This window comes from Nocardia sp. CS682, assembly GCF_004634405.1.
GTDB lineage: Bacteria > Actinomycetota > Actinomycetes > Mycobacteriales > Mycobacteriaceae > Nocardia > Nocardia ninae.
In genome coordinates this window covers 6,992,648-7,013,291 of record NZ_CP029710.1, presented here as the reverse complement: position 1 = coordinate 7,013,291, position 20,644 = coordinate 6,992,648, and the positions used below count along the sequence as shown (strand labels likewise).

General features: G+C 67.4%; 20 protein-coding genes and 1 tRNA gene. 13 read left to right on the top strand and 8 right to left on the bottom strand.

Annotation, left to right across the window (positions count from 1 at the left end):
- The 5 genes from DMB37_RS31745 (at position 1) to DMB37_RS31725 (ending at position 5,148) form a co-directional block, all read left to right on the top strand.
- Positions 1 to 909: a TIGR01777 family oxidoreductase gene (locus tag DMB37_RS31745; RefSeq protein WP_135235818.1), complete on the top strand. Its 909-nt coding sequence runs from the start codon at positions 1 to 3 to the stop codon at positions 907 to 909.
- Positions 906 to 1,442: a GNAT family N-acetyltransferase gene (locus tag DMB37_RS31740; protein ID WP_107655088.1), complete on the top strand. Its 537-nt coding sequence runs from the start codon at positions 906 to 908 to the stop codon at positions 1,440 to 1,442. Before DMB37_RS31745 ends, DMB37_RS31740 begins: the two co-directional genes overlap by 4 nt.
- Before the next feature lie 71 nt (positions 1,443 to 1,513).
- Positions 1,514 to 2,245, top strand: a complete 732-nt coding sequence (gene lipB / locus DMB37_RS31735) for a lipoyl(octanoyl) transferase LipB (protein WP_135235817.1) — start codon at positions 1,514 to 1,516, stop codon at positions 2,243 to 2,245.
- Positions 2,246 to 2,269: 24 nt separating this feature from the next.
- Positions 2,270 to 3,286, top strand: coding sequence for a lipoyl synthase (lipA, locus tag DMB37_RS31730; RefSeq protein ID WP_107655086.1), 1,017 nt, complete (start codon positions 2,270 to 2,272; stop codon positions 3,284 to 3,286).
- A gap of 86 nt (positions 3,287 to 3,372) precedes the next feature.
- Positions 3,373 to 5,148 carry a serine hydrolase gene (locus DMB37_RS31725; protein ID WP_135235816.1) on the top strand — a complete coding sequence of 592 codons (1,776 nt, stop codon included), beginning with the start codon at positions 3,373 to 3,375 and terminating at the stop codon, positions 5,146 to 5,148.
- 84 nt (positions 5,149 to 5,232) lie between these two features.
- Here DMB37_RS31725 and DMB37_RS31720 read toward each other — a convergent pair whose 3' ends face one another.
- Positions 5,233 to 6,555 carry an MFS transporter gene (locus tag DMB37_RS31720; protein WP_135235815.1) on the bottom strand — a complete coding sequence of 441 codons (1,323 nt, stop codon included), beginning with the start codon at positions 6,553 to 6,555 and terminating at the stop codon, positions 5,233 to 5,235.
- Positions 6,556 to 6,706: 151 nt separating this feature from the next.
- On the opposite strand from DMB37_RS31720, the gene DMB37_RS31715 reads away from it, so the two are divergent.
- Entirely contained in the window at positions 6,707 to 7,129 is a 423-nt protein-coding gene (locus tag DMB37_RS31715; RefSeq protein ID WP_240771744.1) for a RidA family protein, read from the top strand.
- Here the strand turns inward: DMB37_RS31715 and DMB37_RS31710 are convergent.
- Positions 7,118 to 7,636 carry a GNAT family N-acetyltransferase gene (locus DMB37_RS31710; RefSeq protein ID WP_135235814.1) on the bottom strand — a complete coding sequence of 173 codons (519 nt, stop codon included), beginning with the start codon at positions 7,634 to 7,636 and terminating at the stop codon, positions 7,118 to 7,120. The two genes, DMB37_RS31715 and DMB37_RS31710, sit on opposite strands and share 12 nt — an antisense overlap.
- A 213-nt stretch (positions 7,637 to 7,849) precedes the next feature.
- Between DMB37_RS31710 and DMB37_RS31705 the strand changes: the two genes are divergently transcribed.
- Positions 7,850 to 10,048, top strand: a complete 2,199-nt coding sequence (locus DMB37_RS31705) for an elongation factor G-like protein EF-G2 (RefSeq protein ID WP_135235813.1) — start codon at positions 7,850 to 7,852, stop codon at positions 10,046 to 10,048.
- A 66-nt stretch (positions 10,049 to 10,114) separates the two neighbouring features.
- Here the strand turns inward: DMB37_RS31705 and DMB37_RS31700 are convergent, their stop codons facing one another.
- Both DMB37_RS31700 and DMB37_RS31695 read right to left on the bottom strand, forming a co-directional pair.
- The gene (locus DMB37_RS31700) at positions 10,115 to 10,957 is read right to left on the bottom strand and encodes a tyrosine-protein phosphatase (protein ID WP_206055048.1); all 843 of its coding nucleotides are present in this window, start codon (positions 10,955 to 10,957) and stop codon (positions 10,115 to 10,117) included.
- A 263-nt stretch (positions 10,958 to 11,220) separates the two neighbouring features.
- Positions 11,221 to 11,291: transfer RNA gene (locus DMB37_RS31695), tRNA-Arg, on the bottom strand.
- Between the two features lie 173 nt (positions 11,292 to 11,464).
- Here DMB37_RS31695 and guaD point away from each other — a divergent pair.
- Entirely contained in the window at positions 11,465 to 12,799 is a 1,335-nt protein-coding gene (guaD, locus tag DMB37_RS31690; protein WP_135235811.1) for a guanine deaminase, read from the top strand.
- Between the two features lie 6 nt (positions 12,800 to 12,805).
- Here guaD and DMB37_RS31685 read toward each other — a convergent pair whose 3' ends face one another.
- On the bottom strand, positions 12,806 to 13,039 hold the full coding sequence (locus DMB37_RS31685) for a hypothetical protein (protein ID WP_240771743.1): 234 nt from the start codon (positions 13,037 to 13,039) through the stop codon (positions 12,806 to 12,808).
- A 91-nt stretch (positions 13,040 to 13,130) separates the two neighbouring features.
- Here DMB37_RS31685 and DMB37_RS31680 point away from each other — a divergent pair, with 91 nt between their 5' ends.
- Positions 13,131 to 13,655: a cupin domain-containing protein gene (locus tag DMB37_RS31680; RefSeq protein ID WP_240771742.1), complete on the top strand. Its 525-nt coding sequence runs from the start codon at positions 13,131 to 13,133 to the stop codon at positions 13,653 to 13,655.
- 188 nt (positions 13,656 to 13,843) lie between these two features.
- On the opposite strand, the gene glnA is transcribed toward DMB37_RS31680, so the two are convergent.
- Positions 13,844 to 15,280, bottom strand: a complete 1,437-nt coding sequence (glnA, locus tag DMB37_RS31675; RefSeq protein WP_107655077.1) for a type I glutamate--ammonia ligase — start codon at positions 15,278 to 15,280, stop codon at positions 13,844 to 13,846.
- A gap of 251 nt (positions 15,281 to 15,531) precedes the next feature.
- Between glnA and DMB37_RS31670 the strand changes: the two genes are divergently transcribed.
- Together DMB37_RS31670 and DMB37_RS31665 are read left to right on the top strand one after the other, a co-directional pair.
- On the top strand, positions 15,532 to 15,987 hold the full coding sequence (locus tag DMB37_RS31670) for an RDD family protein (RefSeq protein WP_135235808.1): 456 nt from the start codon (positions 15,532 to 15,534) through the stop codon (positions 15,985 to 15,987).
- A 324-nt stretch (positions 15,988 to 16,311) separates the two neighbouring features.
- Positions 16,312 to 16,680, top strand: a complete 369-nt coding sequence (locus DMB37_RS31665) for a YrdB family protein (RefSeq protein WP_240771741.1) — start codon at positions 16,312 to 16,314, stop codon at positions 16,678 to 16,680.
- Positions 16,681 to 16,825: 145 nt separating this feature from the next.
- On the opposite strand, the gene DMB37_RS31660 is transcribed toward DMB37_RS31665, so the two are convergent.
- Both DMB37_RS31660 and DMB37_RS31655 read right to left on the bottom strand, forming a co-directional pair.
- A complete protein-coding gene (locus DMB37_RS31660; RefSeq protein WP_135235807.1) occupies positions 16,826 to 17,560 on the bottom strand; it encodes a DUF4191 domain-containing protein in 735 nt (244 codons plus the stop codon).
- Between the two features lie 77 nt (positions 17,561 to 17,637).
- Complete coding sequence (locus tag DMB37_RS31655) at positions 17,638 to 18,087, bottom strand: hypothetical protein (RefSeq protein WP_135235806.1); 450 nt, start codon at positions 18,085 to 18,087, stop codon at positions 17,638 to 17,640.
- Positions 18,088 to 18,564: 477 nt separating this feature from the next.
- Between DMB37_RS31655 and DMB37_RS31650 the strand changes: the two genes are divergently transcribed.
- Entirely contained in the window at positions 18,565 to 19,287 is a 723-nt protein-coding gene (locus DMB37_RS31650) for a DUF2334 domain-containing protein (RefSeq protein ID WP_240771740.1), read from the top strand.
- Between the two features lie 112 nt (positions 19,288 to 19,399).
- Positions 19,400 to 20,509: a glycosyltransferase gene (locus DMB37_RS31645; RefSeq protein ID WP_135235804.1), complete on the top strand. Its 1,110-nt coding sequence runs from the start codon at positions 19,400 to 19,402 to the stop codon at positions 20,507 to 20,509.
- Positions 20,510 to 20,644: the final 135 nt, after the last annotated feature.

Genomic DNA, 20,644 nt, shown 5'->3' with positions numbered 1-20,644 from the left:
ATGAAGGTCGTGATCGCCGGCTCGTCCGGGCTGATCGGGACAGCGCTCGTCGCGGCACTGCGCCGCGACGGGCACGAGGTCGCCCGCCTGGTACGCAGGCGGGCGGCGGGCCCGGACGAATTCGCCTGGGATCCGGTCCGTGCCGAACTGGACGAGCGGGCATTGCGCGGCGCCGACGCGGTGGTCAACCTGTGCGGCGCGAGCACCGGGCGCCGCCGCTGGAACGGCAGCTTCAAACAGGAGCTGCGCGACAGCCGGATCACCCCGACCGACGTGCTGGCCGCCGCGGTCGTCAAAGCGGGCGTGCCGACGTTGCTCAACGCCAGCGGCGTGCACTTCTACGGCGGCGACACCGGCGACCGGGTGGTCGACGAAACCTCGCCCGCCGGTTCGGGTTTCCTCGCCACGCTGTGCCGTGATTGGGAAGCCGCGACACGGCCGGCCGCCGACGCGGGGGTGCGCACGGTGCTGTTGCGCAGCGCCATCGTGTTGTCCAGGCACGGTGGTCTGCTCAGCATGTTGCACCCGCTGTACTTCCTCGGTCTCGGCGGGCGGCTCGGCAGCGGCCGTCAGTACACGCCGTGGATCTCGATGGCCGACGAGATCGGTGCGATCGTTTTCGCGCTGCGCTCGCAGACCCTCGCCGGACCACTCAATGTCGTCGGCCCCGCGCCGGTGACCAACGCGGAGTTCAGCCGCGCGCTCGGCCGGTCCCTGAACCGGCCCACCCCGCTGGTGGTGCCCGCGTTCGCGCTGCGCGCGCTCGTCGGCGAGCTCGCGCAGGAGGCGATCCTGCGCGGACCGCGTGCAATACCCACGGCCCTCGAGGAGGCGGGCTACGAGTTCCAGCACCCCACCATCGGCGCCGCACTGGCCGCGACGGTGGGACAACCCGGAGACGACCGATGACCGACCAGCTCGACACCCGCCCCGCCACCCGCATCCGCGACGCGCACCGCGACGACCTGCCCGCGATCCTGGAGATCCACAACGCGAATATCGCGACCTCCACGGCGATCTGGGATCTGGAGCAGGTCGGCCTCGACGACCGCGTCGCCTGGTTCGAGGACCGCACCGCCGCGGGCCTGCCGATCCTCGTCGCGGAGATCGACGGTGTGGTCGCGGGGTACGCGAGCTACGGTCCGTGGCGGCCCAAAGCGGGTTACCGCTTCACCGTGGAGAACTCGGTGTACGTCGACGAACGCTTCCAGCGCCGCGGCATCGCGACCGCCCTGCTCACCGAGCTGATCGAGCGGGCACGGCAGACGGGTCACGTGCACGCGATCATCGCGGGCATCGAATCGGGCAACACCGGATCGATCCAGTTGCACGAACGCTTCGGCTTCCGCGTGATCGGCGAGTTCCCCGAAGTCGGCCACAAGTTCGGCCGCTGGATGGACCTCACCCTCATGCAGCTGACGCTGCCGGTCCACGCGCGCTGACCCACCCCCTGTGGCACGGTCCACAGGACACAGCTGGAATAGCACAACCCGCCCGGCGTACCGTCGAGCTCGTGAACGACACGCGCACCACGTGGTCCGCCCGATTCGATACGACCCCGATCGTGGTCGAGGATCTCGGACTCATCGATTACCACAGCGCCTGGGAGCTGCAGCGCACCATCGCCGCGGAACGGGCCGACGGCATCGGATCCGATCGCCTGCTGCTGCTGGAGCACCCCTCGGTCTACACCGCGGGCCGCCGCACCGAGACCGAGGATCTGCCCATCGACGGCAGCCCGGTGGTGGAGGTGGACCGCGGCGGCAAGATCACCTGGCACGGGCCGGGCCAGCTGGTCGGCTACCCCATCGTGCGGCTCGCCGAACCGGTGGACGTCGTCCAGTACGTGCGCCGTCTCGAGGAAGCACTCATCACCGTCTGCACCGACCTCGGCCTGACCTGCGGCCGGATCGAGGGTCGCTCCGGTGTCTGGCTGCCCGCCACCGACGTGTTCGCCGAACGCAAGATCGCCGCGATCGGCGTGCGCGTGCAGCGCGGCGTTGCCCTGCACGGCATCTCGCTCAACTGCAACTCCGCCATGGACGGCTTCCAGGCGATCATTCCCTGCGGCATCCGCGACGCCGGCGTCACCACGCTGTCGCGCGAGCTGAACCGCGAGGTGACGGTCGCCGAGGCGAAGCCGCTCGTCGCCGACGCCATCGCCCGCGCCCTCAACGGCGAACTGCCGGTAACCGCGCACGATATTGCGCGCGTCACACCGGCAGGTGGGGCCGCGAGCGCCTGATCCGGTAGGCGTAATGTCGATCTGGTGACCTCAGCTTCAGCACCGGCAGGACGCAAACTGCTACGCATCGAGGCGCGCAACGCGGAGACCCCGATCGAGCGCAAACCTCAATGGATCCGGACGAAGGCCAAGATGGGCCCGGAGTATTCCGAGCTCAAAGGCCTCGTGAAACGCGAGGGCTTGCACACGGTGTGTGAGGAGGCGGGCTGTCCCAACATCTTCGAATGCTGGGAAGACCGTGAGGCCACCTTCCTGATCGGCGGCGAGCAGTGCACGCGGCGCTGCGACTTCTGCCAGATCGACACCGGCAAACCGGCCGCACTCGATCGGGACGAGCCGCGCAGGGTCGCCGAGAGCGTGCAGGCGATGGGCCTGCGCTACTCGACCATCACCGGCGTCGCCCGCGACGACCTGGACGACGGCGGCGCCTGGCTCTACGCCGAAACCGTGCGCGCCATCAAGCAGCTCAACCCGAACACCGGCGTCGAACTGCTCATCCCCGACTTCAACGCCGACCCCGACCAACTGGCCGAGGTCTTCTCCTCGCGCCCGGAGGTGTTGGCGCACAACCTGGAGACGGTGCCGCGCATCTTCAAGCGCATCCGCCCCGCCTTCCGCTACGAGCGCTCCCTCTCGGTCCTGACCGCGGCGCGCGAGGCGGGCCTGGTCACCAAGTCCAACCTGATCCTCGGCATGGGCGAAACCCCCGAAGAGGTCACCCAGGCGATGCGCGACCTGCACGAGGCGGGCTGCGACATCCTCACCATCACCCAGTACCTGCGCCCCTCCCCCCGGCACCACCCGGTCGACCGCTGGGTCAAGCCGGAGGAGTTCGTGGAGCACTCCAAGATGGCCGAGGAGATCGGCTTCGCCGGCGTGATGGCCGGGCCGCTGGTCCGCTCGTCTTACCGCGCGGGTCGCCTCTACACCCAGGCCATGGCGCACCACGGTCGCGAGATCGCGCCGGAGATGGCGCATCTCGCCAAGGAAGGCACCGCCTCGCAGGAAGCGTCGGCCGTCCTGGCGCGCTTCGGCAGCTGACCGCGACGTTCGCCTACAGCACCGGCCCATACCCGCCTGCCGGGTACGGGCCGGTCCTCGGGTGCGGCGAGCCGGGGCACGACACTATGCGGACTGGCCCGGCGCGCGACGCTACGCAGCCTTGGCGCCGGGCCGGGACACCACGCAGCCGCGCCCCTGCTCCGCGAACACCTGCGGCCGGCCCGGGTAGCGGACACCACGCAGGCCGGCCCGGGGCATACAGCGCCGAACTTACCGGCGGCCTGACGTCGCACACGCCTGCTAGCTTCGCTGGCAGACACATTCGCACCTACCGGGGGACTCCGAATATGCTTGCTCGCAAGGCATTCGCTCGGCTCACGCGCGCCGGGACCGCTGCTCTAGCTGTGGCGGTGGTCGCCACCGCACTGGTCGGCTGCGAGTCCTCCGACGAATGCGGACCCGGCGACAGCTGCCCCCAGGCCTTTTCGACGGACGCAGCCGGCAAAATCGACGAAACTGTCCGGAAGAGCATGGACGCTGGCTTGATCCCCGGCGCGCTGGTCGCCGTGCACGACCCCGTGCGCGGCACGTACACCAAAGCGTACGGCGTCGCCGACCTCGCCACCGGACGACCGATGACGGTCGATGATCACGTCCGAATCGGCAGTGTCACCAAAACTTTCACCGCCACCGCGGTGCTCCGCGCGGCCGACGAGGGCAAACTCTCGCTCGACGACGCACTGAGCAGATACGTTCCCGGCGTACCCAACGGCGACGCCATCACCCTCCGCGACCTACTCGGCATGCGGGGCGGCGTCTGGGATCTGGTCGGCGACAACGATTTCGGCAGCCAGCTCGTCGCGAAAACACCCGGCCCGTGGCACGACGGCGATCGACTGCGCGCGATCATCGACCACCCGGAGTCGGCGAAACCGCCGCGCAGCAACACCGAGTACTCCAACTCCGAGTTCTTCCTGCTCGGCCTGGTGCTGGAGAAGGTCACCGGCAAGCCGGTGCGCGAGGTCCTGGACGAGGTCGCGACCGCGCATGGACTGCACGACACCACCTATCCCGCCGACGCCACCATCCCCGATCCCGCAGGCCGCGGCTACGCCTACTTCGACGACACCGCCACCGACGTCACCGCACGCAACACCCCCGAGATCTTCGGCGCGGCAGGCTCGATGGTGTCGACCATCGGCGACCTGACCCGCTACGCGCCGCTGCTGGCCCGTGGCGATCTGCTGAAGCCCGAAACATTGCAGGCCCGACTGCAATTCACCAGCGGCACCGCAGGCGGCGCACCCTTCGACTACGGCCTCGGCATGCAACGCTTCGGCCCGTGGCTGGGCCACACGGGCGGCGTGCTCGGCTACACCACCCACCTCGGCTACCTGCCCGACCGCGGCATCACCGTCGCGGTCGCCGTCAACCAGTACACCGTTCCGCCCACCCTGCTGCGGATCACCGCCTCCGCCATCTGGAGCGCACTCGTCGATCAGCTCTACCCCGAGTCGCTCCCCGGCAACACCCCGGCCCCCACCACCGCCGCCCCGCCCCAGCCCGCCCCCGCCGATCTGAGCGCGCAACTCCAACAGGCCTTCGACCCCGAAGTCCCTGCCGCTCAGAAGACCTTGCGCGCATCCGACGAGGACAAGGACCCCGAGCTACTCACCCGCCTGGCCACCGGTTACGCCGAGTACCCCATGACCTTCCAGGTGGACAAGCTCACCCAATTCGACAACCACACCCTCCTCGCCACCACCATGACCACCTTCGCCGGCGCCAAACGCCCCATGGTCGTCCCCTTCACCGCCCGCGACAACACCTGGCGCCTGTCCACCGACTGGATCTGCGAAAGCCTCATCGCCGTCTCGCAATCCTCCCCTGCCTGCACCTGACCGTTTCGCACACCTGACTCGCAGACCCAACGGGTCGGCCGAAGTTCGGTTGCCTGACGGTCGAGGGTGCACCGCCGGTGCGGACTACCGCGATCCCTCCAGTGCGCGGGCGCCAGTGCGTTTCCACAGCACCAGCACACCCACCGCCGAGCCGATCATGGCCACGCCGACCACCCACAACCCGGCACGCTGGCTTCCGGTCCAATCGCGCAGTGCGCCAGTGATATACGGTGCGGCAAAGCCGCTGAAGTTGCCGATCGAGTTGATCAATGCGATACCGCCTGCTGCGGCGGCGCCGGTGAGGAAGGCGCTGGGCAGTGCCCAGAAGGTGGGCAGGGCGGCGAGTACGCCGACCGCGCACACGGTCACTGCGACCATGGCCGCCAACGGATTTCCGAGATACAGCGCGACGGGAATGGCGAGGCCGCCGAGCAGTGCGGGCAGCGCGACGTGCCACGGGCGTTCCCCGGTCCGGTCGCCGTGCCTGCTCCACCACACCATGACAACGGCGCCGATGACGTAGGGCACCGCGTTGATCAGACCACGCTCGACCACCGAATAGCTGGTGCCGTACTGCTGTTCGAAACCCTTGATGATCGTCGGCAGGAAGAACCCGAGCGCGTAGAGCCCGTACACGATCCCGCCGTAGACGAGAGCGAGGCCGAGCACCCGGGAATCAGTGAGCGCCTTACGCACCGTCCATTGCTCCGCCTTCTCCACCTCGGCTTGTTCGGCGGCGAGTTCGGTACTGAGCCACTGCCGTTCGGCTTTGGTCAGCCAACCGGCCTGCGCGGGACTGTCGGTGAGGAAGAACCAGGTCGCCACCGCGAGGACGAGCGCGGGCAACCCTTCGACGAGGAACATGAACCGCCAGCCGCTGAGCCCGAACACGCCGTCGCCGTGTTCGATGATCAGACTGGACACGGTCGCTCCGAGCGCGGTGGACACCGGCACGGCGACCATGAACAGGGCGACGATCTTCGCGCGCTGGTTCTGTGGAAACCAGTAGGTGAGATAGAGCAGGATGCCCGGGAAGAATCCCGCTTCCGCCACGCCGAGCACGAAACGCAGGATGTACAGCACGGTTTCGTTGGGCACGAACGCCATCGCCGTCGCGACGACACCCCAGCTGGCCAGGATTCGGGCGATCCAGCGCCGCGCACCGAACTTGTGCAGCGCCAGATTGCTCGGCACCTCCAGCACCAGATAGCCGATGAAGAAGATCCCGGAGGCCAGCCCGAACGCGGTCTCGGTGAGCCCGAGATCGGCCTTCATCCCGCTGGGCCCGGCGAACCCGATATTGACCCGATCCAGATAGTTGACGAAATACAGCAGCCCGAGAAACGGCACCAGGCGGAGGGTGACCTTGCGCAGCGTCGCGCGGGGCACGTCGGGTGTCACAACCATCCGCGCACTGTCACCCCGGAGACACCCGCGGGTCAAGCCCCCAACCGGGGGTGCTCGCCTGCACCGGCACGAGTTCGAGCGTGTCCCCGGAGCACGTAAGTCATAGCCTGGCTACATGATTCGAGCCGTTGCGCCGGTCTAAGCTGTGCTGGTGGCGAAGATCAACGAACGGTTCTCCGACATCCCCGGCGTCGCTCCCGGCTTCGGCTACGCGCACGCGGTGACCACGTCGAACGGGCTCGCGTTCGTGTCCGGGCAGATCGCGGTCGACGCCGATGGCAACCTGGTCGGCCCGAACGACCTGGCCGCCCAGACCAGGCAGGCGCTGACCAACCTGCAGCACGTGCTGCACGCACTCGGCGCCGACTGGACCGACCTGGTCAAACTCACCTGGTTCGTCACCGACACCGGCGGGCTGCAAGACCTCCGCGACGTCCGGGACGAGTTCCTCCGGCCCGCGCTCGGCAACCAGCCCAACCCCGCCAGCTCACTGGTCCAGGTGGCCGGACTGTTCCGCCCGGAGTTCCTCGTCGAGGTCGAGGCCGTGGTGGCCGTCGGCGAATCAGGGCGCTGAACGCTCGACAACGCACCGCAGGTAGCAGTCGACCGGGCCGTCGTCCTCGCTGGTATGGCTGTACTCGAACCCGGCGCGCCGGGCCACCGACGCCGACGCGTGATTCTCCGGGTCGACCCGGATGACCGCTTGGTCGGCGAGCCCGGACCCCGCGAGAAACCGGCACGCGAGTTCGACAGCCCGCGTCGCGTACCCACGTTTGCGCCAGTCCGGATAGATCCCGTAGGCAAGATTTGCTTGCCGTTCGATCAGATACGGCTGCCGGGTATGCACATCCACCGTCCCGACCAGCGTTCCGCTCGCCACATCCAGCACCGCGAACGTCCGGCCCGCCGCGTTGTCCTGCCACCGCCACACGCACCGATCGAAATGCCGCACAACGGTTTCCAGCGTGCCCCGCCCACCGTTGAGCCAACGCGCCAGCTCATCGTCCTCCCCCGCCAGATGCGCCTCGGCATCGGCGACCGTGATCGGCCGTAGTGCGATCACACCGTCGGAAATCAGCACGTAGCCATCGTGCGCAGGAGGAGCGGGGCGCGGCAAGTAGTTTGCCGTCGGCGAGATCGCAGCGACCTGCCGACCCGGATCCAGTCGCGCGCGATCCAAGTACGGACCGGGCAGTCCGTCGCACCGGATCTCCCGATCCGTGGACGCGCGACGACCGCCGGTGGGAAGCTCGAAGGACCGCAGGTGTCGGGGCGCCAGGAAGCGAGACGCACAGTGGACAAGGCGAGTGGAGCCGCAGGGGGCAACGGCAGAGTAGTTACGGCCGAGCGGCCGGATCAGATTCGAAATGTGGTGCTGGCCGGGCACAGCGGGTCCGGGAAGACCACATTGGTCGAGGCGATGGCCTTGACCACGGGGATGGTGAATCGGGCGGGGCGGGTCGAGGACGGCACCTCCCTGTCGGACTACGACGAGATCGAACATCGGCAGCACCGATCGGTGCAATTGTCGGTGGTGCCGCTGGCCTGGTCCGGCATGAAGATCAACCTGATCGACACACCCGGATACGCGGATTTCGTCGGCGAATTGCGAGCGGGCCTGCGCGCCGCCGACGCAGCATTGTTCGTCATCTCGGCTGCCGAGGGCGCGGAAGGCGTCAGCGGTGCGACCCGCGCGCTGTGGGAAGAATGCGCGGCGGTCGGCATGCCGCGCGCGATCGTGCTCTCCCACCTGGACACCGCGCGGGCCGACTTCGACGAGATGACCGAGACCTGCCGCACCGTGCTCGGCGGCGGCGCTTCGGAAAACATTCTGCCCCTGCATCTTCCGGTGTACGGCCCGCGGAGCGCGGACGGCCACCGCCCGGTCACCGGGCTGATCGAGCTGCTGCCGAACTGCGTGGTCGACTACTCCTCCGGCGAGCGGGTGGAGACCGAGCCGACAGCGGAGCAGTTGCCGATGCTGGCGGAGGCGCGCAACCGGCTCATCGAGGGCATCATCGCCGAGAGCGAAGACGAAACCCTGATGGAGCGGTATCTGAGCGGCGAGGAGATCGACCTCGCGACGCTCGTCACCGACCTCGAGCGGGCGGTGGCCCGGGGCAGCTTCCATCCCGTCCTGTTCGGCGCTCCCGCCCCGGAGGGCGCCAAGCAGGGGCTCGGCACCGTCGAACTGCTCGACCTGATCACCGGCGGCTTCCCGACCCCGTCGGAACACATCGTCTCCGCCGTCACCGCCCTCGGCGGCAACACCCGGCGCCAACTCGACTGCGATCCGGACGGTGCGCTCGCGGCCGAGGTGATCCGCACCGCCTCCGACCCGTACGTCGGGCGGGTATCGCTGGTCCGCGTGTTCTCCGGAACGCTGCGCGCCGATGACACGGTGCACGTCTGCGGCCACGGCCAGGAGGAACGCGGCCACGAGAGCCACGACGTCGACGAGCGAGTCGGCGCGATCTCCGCACCGTTCGGCAAGGGGCAGCGCCCGCTCGGCCAGGCCATCGCCGGCGACATCGCCTACGTCACCAAACTCAGTCGCGCGGAGACCGGCGACACGCTGTCGGGCACCGACAAACCGCTGCTGATCGAGCCGTGGCAGATGCCGGACCCCCTGCTGCCCATAGCAATTACCGCGCACAGTAAGGCCGACGAGGACAAACTCTCGCAAAGTTTGGCCCGGCTGGCCGCCGAGGACCCAGCCGTGCGGCTCGAACACAACGCGAACACTCATCAACTGGTGCTGTGGTGCCTCGGTGAGGCGCATCGCGATGTCGCGCTGGAGCGATTACGAACCAGGTTCGGGGTGCAGGTCGATGTGGTCGAGCATCGGGTGGCGTTGCGAGAAACGTTCGCGGGCAAGGCAACCGGGCGCGGCAGGCACGTGAAGCAGTCCGGCGGGCACGGGCAGTACGCGGTGTGCGAGATCGAGGTCGAGCCGCTGCCGGGTGGTTCCGGGATCGAGTTCGTGGATCGGGTGGTCGGCGGAGTTGTTCCGCGACAGTTCATTCCGTCGGTGGAGAAGGGCGTGCGTGCGCAGGCGGCGCGTGGCGTGGCCGCCGGATACCCGCTGGTCGATGTGCGGGTCACGCTTTTCGACGGCAAGGCGCATTCGGTCGACTCCTCCGATGCCGCGTTCCAGACCGCGGGTGCGCTCGCGTTGCGCGAGGCCGCCACCAGCGCGGGTGTCGCGCTGCTCGAGCCGATCGCCGACGTCTGGGTGCTGGTCGCCGACGACTATGTCGGCCCGGTGCTGAGCGATCTCTCCGGTCGCCGCGGCCGCGTCCTCGGTACCGAACCGCACGGCACCGGGCGTACCCGAATCCATGCCGAGGTACCGGAACTCGAACTCAGTCGATACGCCATCGACCTGCGCTCGCTCTCCCACGGCACCGGCGACTTCACCCGGTCCTACACACGCCACGAAACGATGCCGAGCCAACTCGCCGCCGCGATGCGTGAGCAGGCGAAGAAGTAGCCGCCTGCGGCAACAACATTCGGGCCCATCCACGGATAGTGGCTGGGCCCGAACGTCTTTCGTCGACTAGGTGACCAGATTCCTACGCAGTTTCAAGATGGTGCCGCCGTCCAGGCCGAGCCCCTGGGTCAGGTACTTGCCGAGGTCGCCGTAGTCCTGCCGCATCTTCTCGACCGCGGCATTCAGGTACGCGTCCCGGACTTCCTGCAGCGGGATCAGCAGATCGGGGTTCTGCATCAGGCCTGCCTGCTTCACCTGCTGGCGCAGGGCGGCGTCCGCGGCGGCGCGGTACTGGTTGGACAGCAGATAGTCCTGCCGCGCAGTGCCTTCCGGCACGCCGACCGCGCGAAGCAGCACGTACGTCAGCCAGCCGGTGCGGTCTTTGCCCGCCGTGCAGTGGTACAGCGTGGCCTTGTCGGTGTTGGCCAGGTCCTTGAGCGTCTGCCCGAACGCGGCACGGGATTCCTGGCGGCTGATGAACGTGGTGTACATGTTCAGCATGATCTGCTCGGCCTTGCCGTTGCCGAGCGCTTCCTCCTGCTTCTGCGGGTCGCGGGTCTGGATCACCGCCAGCATCTGCTGGAACAGCCCGGTGTCGTCGATCGGCCGCGCCACCTGCCGAGCGCCGGGAATCGGCTTGTCCGCACCGGCGAAATGCACCTCGCCCGGCGTGCGCAGATCGATCACGGTCTGCACCTGCAGGCCCGCCAGCTTCTGCACATCCGCGGCGGTGAGTTTCTCCAGCGAGTCGCCCCGAATAGCCTTGCCCGGCTTCACCTTCTCCCCGTCATAGGTCCGGTATCCGCCGATATCACGAACATTCACCGCGCCCTGCAGATCGATCCGGGCCGCGGCGACCGCCGACTCCGCCTCGGGCTGCGCGGTGGCCAGCGGTGGAGCGGTCGTCATCGTCACGGCAAAGGTCGCCAGAGCGGCGGTAATCAAAGAAATAAATGAAACCTTCATGGCGCGGGACACTAGAACGTGTTTCACTCGCGTATCGGCGTTCGCCCGCATCCCGCCGCATCTGCCCCGCTCACCGGGATCCACCTGGCAGTCAACGAGATTCGCGCTGGATTTCGCGCGAAATGCGCCTACCATCCGCACGCGTTTGCGCTGGTTCGGTGATCAATACGAGGTGGGAGTGCTCGATTACCTCGGGTTGAAAGGGGCCATGGAGGTGGGGCTCGAACCCACGACCGACCATTCGCAATGGGCGTTCTACCAACTGAACTACTCCATGACCCCCATGCAGGTTATGCCGAATCGAATTGCGCGACAATTTGTTTTCGTTCGATGCTCGGTCGGGAAACTCCCGGCAAGCTCGCGCACTCCAGGGGCGGGGCGATCTCCAGTCCGCGACACACCCGCACCAGGGCATTGGTCCGGACGGTTGCGGGTCGATAGCGTCGAGGCATGGCCGAAGACACCCTGCCTGCCGTCTATCGCGGCACCGTGCTGCACTTTCTGCGGGATCCTGGCGCCGACGACGATCCCGATACTTGGGAGTTGTTCGAGGACGGCGCGCTTGCGGTCGGCGCCGACGGCAGGGTGCGTTGGGCGGGTGAGTGGTCGGCATTGCCGGAGCAGCATCGCGGCGATGTCGTAGATCATCGAGGCAAGCTGATCGTGCCGGGTTTCGTGGATACCCACATCCACTACAGCCAGTACGCCATGATCGCGAGTTTCGGTGCGCAACTTCAGGATTGGCTGCAGGAGTATGTCTTTCCGACCGAGCGCAAGTTCGCGGATCCCGGTTACGCCGACCGGATAGCGGGCCTCTTCCTCGACACGCTGCTGGCCTGTGGGACCACCACCGCCAGTGTGTATCCCACCGTGCATCCGACCTCGGTGGACGCGTTCTTTGCCAAGGCGCATCGGCGCGGCATGCGGATGACGTGCGGCAAAGTCCTCATGGACAAGCAACCGGACGCGCCGGACTTCCTCTCCGATGCCGGTGTGCCGCAGGCCGAGGAACTGACCCGGCAGTTGATCGCCCGCTGGCACCGCAAAGACCGGCTGACCTACGCGATCACCCCGCGATTCGCGCCCTCGTCCTCGGACGAACAGCTGGCCATGGCCGGTCGGCTGCTGCACGAGTTCCCGAACGTGGCGTTGCAAACCCATGCCGCGGAGAGTCGCCCGGAGACCGCGAGCGTGCTGGCTCGTTTCACCGATGCCCGCTCGTACCTGGATGTCTACGACCAGGCGGGCATGCTCGGCCCCCGATCCATCTTCGCCCACTGCGTGCACATCGACGATCAGGACCGCTCACGGCTGGCCACCACCGGCGCCGCCATCGCCTTCTGCCCCACCTCGAACTTGTTCCTCGGCAGCGGCCTCTTCGACTTCGCCGCCGCGCGCGACGCGGGCATCAGAGTGGGACTCGGCACCGATTGCGGTGCCGGAACCAGCTATTCGATGCTGCGCACCCTCAACGAGGCCTACAAGGTGATCATGCTGAAGGAATCAACCAAACCACCCCACCGACGCACCACCCTGTCCGCCCTGCGCGGTTTCTACCTCGCCACCCTCGGCGGCGCCGAAGCCCTGCACCTCGACAACCACATCGGCAACTTCCGCCCAGGCAAGGAAGCCGACTTCATCGTCCTCGACTGGACCGCCACCCCCACCCTCGCCCACCGCACCGCCCTCGCCCGCACCTTCCAAGAGCGCCTGTTCGCCCAAATGATCCTCGGCGACGACCGCTCCGTAGCAGCCACCTACCTCATGGGCCGCCGCGTCCCGTAGTCCTGCCTAGTTCGACTGACCGAGCGCACTAGCGAACAGATCCCTGGCACGTTGCCGTTCCGCTTCGGGAAGCGGTCCATTGCGCCGTTCATGATCCGCGATGTATTCGTCGAGCAACGTTCCGGGAAGCTCGCGCTCGACCACCCGTCGGCGGATGGTCTGGGCAGTGCCTTCCGACAGCGACTCGCCCACCTGCATGGCGGGATCTTCGCCGATCCGATGCTCAGCCGCATTACTCACTGCTCGAGACTATCAATTGAATCCAATTCTCAACCGCTCCAGCGGAACTCGGCGATCAAAGCTGTCGGCACCACTGCGTAAGGTCTGCGGTGTGGAGAACCTCGATATCCCAGCGCTGGTGGCCGTGCTTCCCGGCGAGGGAGAAACCGTTCATATTCCGGGCTTCGGCGCCACGTACAAGCTCTACGGACACCACACCAATGGGGTGATGTCGATTGTGGAGCATCCGTTCGATGTCGGCACGATCACTCCGCCGCACATGCACAGCAGGGAGGACGAGTACTCGATTGTGCTGGAGGGGCGGATCGGGTTCCGCTCCGACGACACCGAGGTCGTCCTCGACGCCGGCGGGTACATCATCAAACCGCGTGGCGAGATGCACGCCATGTGGAACGCGAGCGATGTGCCGGGTCGCATCATCGAGATCATCATTCCCGGCGGTTTCGAAACGTACTTCCGCGACCTCGCCGCGCTCATCTCCGACGCCACCGCCACGGACGAGTCCTTCACCGCCCTGGCCACCCGGTACGGATTGACCTACGGACACCCCGACTGGCTCGACGATGTCATCGAGCGCTACCACCTCAACCCGCTCGTCCCCCGCGGCTCCGGCTAGCCGCGATGCCGTCACCGGAGCGCACTGGGTTCTGCGGATCCCGCATCGGCGCCGGGCCACTCCGTCGAACCTGCGACGCCAGTCACCGTGGCGCGCACTCTGTTGCGCATGACCATGCCGAAAACGGGCAACGGCCCACCCGCGGATCGCGGATGGGCCGTTGCCGAACGACTCGAAGTACGAACGACTTACACGTCGTAGTACAGCTCGAACTCGTAGGGGTGCGGGCGCAGGTTCACCGGGGCGATTTCCTGTTCACGCTTGATGCTGATCCAGGTCTCGATCAGGTCATCGGTGAAGACGTTGCCTTCGGTCAGGTAGTCGTGATCCTGCTCGAGGCGGTCGATGACCGTGGCGAGGCTGGTGGGGGCCTGCGGGATGTTCTTGGCCTCCTCCGGCGGGAGCTCGTAGAGGTCCTTGTCGACCGGGGCCAGCGGCTCGATCTTGTTCTTGATGCCGTCCAGGCCTGCCATCATCATGGCGGCGAAGGCCAGGTACGGGTTGCCCGAGGAGTCCGGCGCGCGGAACTCGATGCGCTTGGCCTTCGGGTTGTTGCCGGTGACCGGGATACGCACGGCGGCGGACCGGTTGCGCTGCGAGTACACCAGGTTGATCGGCGCCTCGTAGCCCGGAACCAGGCGGTGGTAGGAGTTCACGGTCGGGTTGGTGAACGCCAGCAGCGACGGCGCGTGGTGCAGGATGCCGCCGATGTAGTGACGCGCCAGATCCGAGAGGCCGCCGTAGCCCGCCTCGTCGTGGAACAGCGGCTTGCCGTCCTTCCACAGCGACTGGTGCACGTGCATGCCCGAGCCGTTGTCACCGAAGAGCGGCTTCGGCATGAACGTGACGGACTTGCCCTCCTGCCACGCGGTGTTCTTCACGATGTACTTGAACAGCTGCAGGTCGTCGGCCGCGCCGAGCAGCGTGCCGAACTTGTAGTTGATCTCGGCCTGACCGGCGGTGCCGACCTCGTGGTGGCCGCGCTCGAGCTCGAAGCCCGCGTTCTGCAGGTTGGTCGAGATCTTGTCGCGCAGGTCGACGTAGTGGTCGTACGGCGCGACCGGGAAGTAACCACCCTTGTTGCGAACCTTGTAGCCGAGGTTCGGGGAGCCGTCCAGGTTCGTCTTCACGCCGGTGTTCCAGGAACCGGAGATCGAGTCGATCTCGTAGAACGAGCTGTTCATCTGCGAGCCGTAGCGGATCGAGTCGAAGATGTAGAACTCGGCCTCGGCACCGAAGTACGCGGTGTCGGCGATACCGGTCGAGCGCAGGTACTCCTCGGCCTTACGCGCGATGTTGCGCGGGTCGCGGCTGTAGGCCTCGCGGGTGAACGGGTCGTGCACGAAGAAGTTGAGGTTCAGCGTCTTGGCGGCGCGGAACGGGTCCAGGCGCGCGGTGCTGAAGTCGGGCAGCAGCAGCATGTCCGACTCGTCGATCGACTGGAAGCCACGGACGGAGGAGCCGTCGAACGCTAGCCCTTCCTCTGCGAGGTCGGTCGTGAAGGCCTTCGCCGGGATCGAGAAGTGCTGCTGCACACCGGGAAGATCGCTGAACCGGATGTCGACGTATTCGACTTCTTCGTCAGCGAGATATTTGATGACCTCGTCGGCCGTGCTGAACGTCACTTGTTCTCCTTACGGATCGGTTCCCAGCGAGTGTCGATTGCGTGGGTTCGTCGCGTCCAGACGGTATGGACGCGGTGTTTCCCGGCGGTCAAGTTCGTGTTTCGCCAGTGTTACACGTACGGCTGGCCGGGTGACTAGGCCCACCCGGGCTCGAACAGCATGCTAATCCTGCCATCCGCGCCGAGACGCGCTGACGTGAACTCCCCTTATGCGGTGCCGAGCGGCCGGTCGGTCCCGCATATTGTGGGGGCATGGCACGCATGACGGGATCGTGGCTCTCCGGCCCTTCGGAGGGCTCCGGCGATCAGGCAAACCCCGAGTTCCCCGGCGAACACCTCGGGCTGCCGAAGTCCGGTGCGGGTTCGCTGTCCGGGATGGCTCGTCGGATCGCGGCACTGTTCGTGGACTGGTTGATCGCGCTCGGCATCGCGGCGCTGATTGTGCGCGGCAGTTCGGCGTCGAGCCTGACGCTGCTGATCTGGTTCGTCATCGGGGTCGCCGCGGTGACGATGTTCGGGTTCACACCCGGCCAGTACTTTCTGCGGTTGCGGACCGTGCGGATCGACGCGCCGGTGACCGTGGGGTTTGTTCGCGCGCTGGCCAGGCAGACGTTGCTCGTGTTCGTGGTGCCCGCGCTGTTCACCGATGCCGATGGTCGCGGTATGCACGATCGTGCGACCGGTACTGCGCTCGTCCACTCGCGCTGAGATCGCGCCCGGTTTGTATCTGCGACCGGACCCGCTCTACCGGCCGACACCCTGCGGAACATTCGACGCTAACACGCTCTGCCCCCCGTCGACACCTAGCGGCGAGTGAACGTGTAGCCGGCACCACCCTGCCGCCACCAGCGCAGGGTTCGAACCTGCGACCGGACCCGCACTGTTGCCGACACCAGCGCAGAGTTCGGATCTGCGACTCGGCACGCACCCGGTGCCGACACCCAGCGCAGGTATTGAGCCTGCCACCGGCACATCAACCCAGCGCATGGTTTCGAACCGCCCGCCTGCGTCCGCGCCGGTTACGCTCCGGCGGTGTCACTCAATCCGGCGATGCTCGCGATCCGGTTTCTGCTCGAGCTCGTCGCCATCTCTTCCTTCGGTATCTACGGTTGGCGAGCCTTCGATTCGCCGTGGAAGTTTCTGCTGGTAGCACTGTTACCGCTGGCCGCGGCGGCCCTATGGGGCACCTTCGCGGTGCCGGGCGACCCGAGCCGCAGCGGCGAAGCGCCCGTGTCGGTGCCAGGAGCGGTGCGCCTGGCGATCGAACTCGCGGTCTTCTTCGGCGGCGCCGCAGCACTGTGGGCGGCCGGTCTGCCCAGGTGGGCGCTCATCGTCGGAGGCGTACTTGTCCTCTACCAGGTCCTCGCCTACGACCGCGTCGTCTGGCTCGTCAAGGCTTGACCAAGATCAAGGGGAATTGATGCTGGCATCCGCCGAGTAGCGAACAACACCAGTTCCTCCTGATCATGAAACGAACGGCTCCACCGGCGTCCGGGCGTGCAAAAGGCCCGCATCCGGTCGGGATGCGGGCCTTTTGCGTATGAGCTCAGCGCCTGCGAATGGTGCGCTGGACGCCGCGCATCTTGGCGCCGGCGGGCATCGGGCCCTTCGGCAGCGCCGGGCCGGTGCGCGAACTGAGGGCGGTCAGCCTGCCCTCGATGAGGTCCATGCGCTTGGTGTCGATGTTGCGGGGCAGCTTGGTGAGGTAGCGCTGCAGTTCCTTCAGCGGCACCTGGCCCTCGTCGTTGCCGATGACGATGTCGTAGATCGGGGTGTCGCCGATCAGCCGGGCGGTGCGCTTCTTCTCCTGCGCGAGCAGCGATTTCACCCGCTGCGGGGAGCCCTCGGCGACCAGCACCACGCCGGGCAGACCGATCACCCGGTGCACCGCGTCGAGCTGGGTGGTCGCGGCGATGCCGTTGGACACCCGCCACTTGCCCTGCAGGTTGTCCAGCACCCAGGCTGCGGCACCGGCCTGGCCCTCGGCCTTGCCGTAGACGCTCTTCTGCACCCGTCGGCCGAAGATGATGAACGCGGCCAGCGCGCCGAGCACCACGCCGAGCGGGACGAGGAACCAGGTCAGCCCGAAAATCAGGCCGATGACCAGGAAGACAGCGGTGATGCCGAGCAGCGCGCCGATCATCAACGGCAGCAGCAGCTTGTCATCCTTGCGCTGCATCTGGAACGCCTGCCAGAGCTGCTGCCTGCGCTCTTTCGACTGCTGCTTGCGGGCCGCTTTCGCCGCGGCCTTCGCTTCTTTGGTGGGCTTACCTGCTGCCATGCCACTCAGGATAGTGCCCACGTCGTGCGGGTTCTGCCACGCCCGCCTCGGCGGCGTCCGTTACCGTCGCGCCGGCGTCAATTCCAACCGCGCCTGGCCATCGATCCGAGCGCGGTGAGATCCAGATCACCGGAGGCCTCGGTCCACCCCATCGCCCGTAATTCGACCGGCGTCGCCACGCCGAGCGCGTGACGGAAGCCGATGGCGACCGAGCGGGCGAACTCGACCAGGCTGCGCGGGGAGATCGGCCAGAACATGGTCCTGGTCCAGTTGTCGACCTCGCGGCGCAGCATCGGTTCGTTCCAGCCCAGCTCGCGTAGTTCCTGTGCGGCGGCGTCCGGAATGGGCTGTGTCAGATAATGATCACCCGCCAACTCGGCCGACAATTTGATGTCGTACTGCATGAATTGGACGTACCGATTTCCGGGTGCCGCGATGATCAACGTTGCCCGCGAAGGTAGCTCAGACAGACATAGCGCCAGTGCTTGCACGAACTGCTCCCAGTCCGCGGTCACCGGCTCGTTCATTCTTCCCCGGGCGCTCGCACTGGCCCGATCATACGCCGCCCCGCCTGAGACACCACGTGAATCATGTTGTACCCCCTGATACTTCGCGACCTTCATAGCTGAAGCGAATGGCCCGTTGTTCGCTGGTACGAGCCCTTCCGATGCGGCGGCTTCGGTTCATGCGCCGCCGTTTCGGCTTCGGTCTCCGCTGTCGGCGGCGGTGCTCCGCGAGCCCGAGCCTCGTCGGTCGTAGCGGAAACACCTGCACGCCAAGCTTGCGGCTGGACGGTTGCGAGTGAGCCCGCCACGGTGTCCCGCTCGACGCACAGCGGGGCCGAGCTGCTCATCGAGCGGGACTTGGTGGTGGCCCGAACTCGGGTGAGCTCGCCGTGATGTCCCACTCGGCGGGGTGCTGATCCGTCGGGTTGCGGCGGTTTGCTGTTCAGCTGGTGGCTACCGGATGGTGTTAGTTTGCGGTGCGTGTGTGCGCGGTTGGTGGTGAGCGTTCATGACGTCGCGCCTGCTAGTGCGGCGGAGACGGCGCGGTGGTGTGCCGATGCCGATGGGTTCGAGATTCCGGTGTCGCTGTTGGTTATTCCCGGTCCGTGGCGGGGTGCGGCGTTGGCCGAGCGGCCGGATTACGCGAGTTTTCTGCGGGAACGGCGGGCCGGTGGGGACGAGATCATGGTGCACGGTTGGTCGCATCGGGCCGGGCCGGAGGGTGGTTGGCCGCGGCGGGCGCTGGGCCGTGCGGTGGCGCGCGGTGCGGCTGAATTCGCCGCGCTCTCCACTGCCGAGGCGGCCGCCAAGCTCCAGGAAGCCAACGCGGTGATGGCTGAATCCGGCCTGTCGACAACGGGTTTCACTCCGCCCGGCTGGCTCGCCTCCCCCGCGGCGGAACAAGCACTACGCGAGGCAGGCTTCTCGCACACCACGAACCACTTCGGCGCAAAGGACCTGCGAACCGGTCGCCGTCACCGCGGTTTCGCCCTCTCGCACCGCCCCGGCGGCGGCTGGTCCGAACGCTTCGCCGCCACCATGCTGGTCAGCCTGGCCCGCCGCAACGCGGCACGCGGCGGATTGGTGCGCCTCGCCCTGCACCCGGACGACCTGCACCGCCCCGGCCTCCGCGACGCCACCTTGCGCGCCATCGACGCCGCCCTGCACGCGGGCGCTCGCGCAACCACCTACGCCGACTTGGTCAGAGCGGCGGTCGACTAGTGCAAACCGTCAATTCCCACACCGCACAATTCCGTCCGGCGAGCTGCCCCCGCACTGGCCGGAGCCGCACCTCGCCAGGCCTCCCCGACCTGCTCCGATCGGCGGACAGCTGATGCGCATCGTGCAGATCGCCAACTTCTACACACCCGCCTCCGGGGGACTGCGGACCTGCCTCGATGAGATCGGTCGGGGGTATCTGGCTGCGGGGAATGATCGGGTGCTTGTGGTTCCCGGGCCGGCGGACGGGGACGAGTCGACGGCGTCGGGGCGGCGGATCACCGTGCACAGTCCCAAGTTCGGGGCGGGTGGGTATCACGTGCTGACCGCTCGGCGGACGAGGGCGATCCTCGATGGGTTGCGGCCGGATGTGCTGGAGTGCAGCGACAAGCTGAGTGTGCGCTGGCTTGCCCCGTGGGCGCGCGGTGCCGGTGTGCCGCTGGTGCTGTTCTCGCACGAACGTATCGACGCCATCTTGCGCACGCGCGTGCCACCTGGTTTCCCGTTGACCGCCGCCGCCGACCTGGCCAATCGGCGCCTCTGCGTGCGGGCCGAAAAGGTGGTGGTCACCTCGAGTTTCGCGACGGCGGAGTTCGCTCGGATCGGGGCGACCAATGTGCGTCGCGTCCCGCTGGGTGTCGACCTGACCACCTTCCGACCCACCGAAACACCCTGGGCCGCAGTCGATCCGGTACGCCTGGTGCTGGTGAGCAGGCTGTCCAAGGAGAAGCGGGCCGAACGTGCGATCGCGGCGGTGCGGGTACTGGTCGAGTCCGGTATGCGCTGCGAACTCGCGGTCATCGGCGACGGCCCGCTGCGGCCTCGGCTCGAGCGCCTGGCTATCGGACTCCCGGTGGTCTTCCACGGTCACCTCACCGATCGCGCCACCATGGCAACCCTGGTGGCCAACGCCGATATCGCGATTTTCCCCTCCCCCGCTGAGACTTTCGGCCTCGCGGTCCTGGAATCGCTCGCCTGCGGCACCCCCGTCGTAGTCCCCGACGCGGGCGCCGCACGCGAACTCGTCGACGCTCCCGGTTCCGGCGTCGTCTCCGACGGCACTCCGCCGGGCTTGGCCGCCGGCGTCCGCCAGCTCCTGACGGTCCCCGCCCCGCAGCGCCGCCACGCCGCCCGCCTGGCGGCCGAACGTTTCCCGTGGTCAGCCACGGTCTCGAGCATGCTCGCCCTCTACGCCGACTACGAATCCCCCGCCCGCTCAGCCTGATCGCCAACCGAGTCGACCGGGACATGACGGCGGCGAAGGTCCGAGCGCGCCCTCATGCACCGCTCGGTGAAGAATCAAGCCCAGCCGAGCGCCGCATGGGACATCGCGGCGGCAAGGCGAGACTAGGCACGCCCC

Coding starts and splice junctions, on each gene's coding strand:
- DMB37_RS31745 (WP_135235818.1), top strand. CDS start 1: ATGAAGGTCGTGATCGCCGGCTCGTCCGGGCTGATCGGGACAGCGCTC.
- DMB37_RS31740 (WP_107655088.1), top strand. CDS start 906: ATGACCGACCAGCTCGACACCCGCCCCGCCACCCGCATCCGCGACGCG.
- DMB37_RS31725 (WP_135235816.1), top strand. CDS start 3,373: ATGCGGACTGGCCCGGCGCGCGACGCTACGCAGCCTTGGCGCCGGGCC.
- DMB37_RS31720 (WP_135235815.1), bottom strand. CDS start 6,555: ATGGTTGTGACACCCGACGTGCCCCGCGCGACGCTGCGCAAGGTCACC.
- DMB37_RS31700 (WP_206055048.1), bottom strand. CDS start 10,957: ATGACGACCGCTCCACCGCTGGCCACCGCGCAGCCCGAGGCGGAGTCG.
- guaD (WP_135235811.1), top strand. CDS start 11,465: ATGGCCGAAGACACCCTGCCTGCCGTCTATCGCGGCACCGTGCTGCAC.
- DMB37_RS31670 (WP_135235808.1), top strand. CDS start 15,532: ATGGCACGCATGACGGGATCGTGGCTCTCCGGCCCTTCGGAGGGCTCC.
- DMB37_RS31660 (WP_135235807.1), bottom strand. CDS start 17,560: ATGGCAGCAGGTAAGCCCACCAAAGAAGCGAAGGCCGCGGCGAAAGCG.
- DMB37_RS31655 (WP_135235806.1), bottom strand. CDS start 18,087: ATGAACGAGCCGGTGACCGCGGACTGGGAGCAGTTCGTGCAAGCACTG.
- DMB37_RS31645 (WP_135235804.1), top strand. CDS start 19,400: ATGCGCATCGTGCAGATCGCCAACTTCTACACACCCGCCTCCGGGGGA.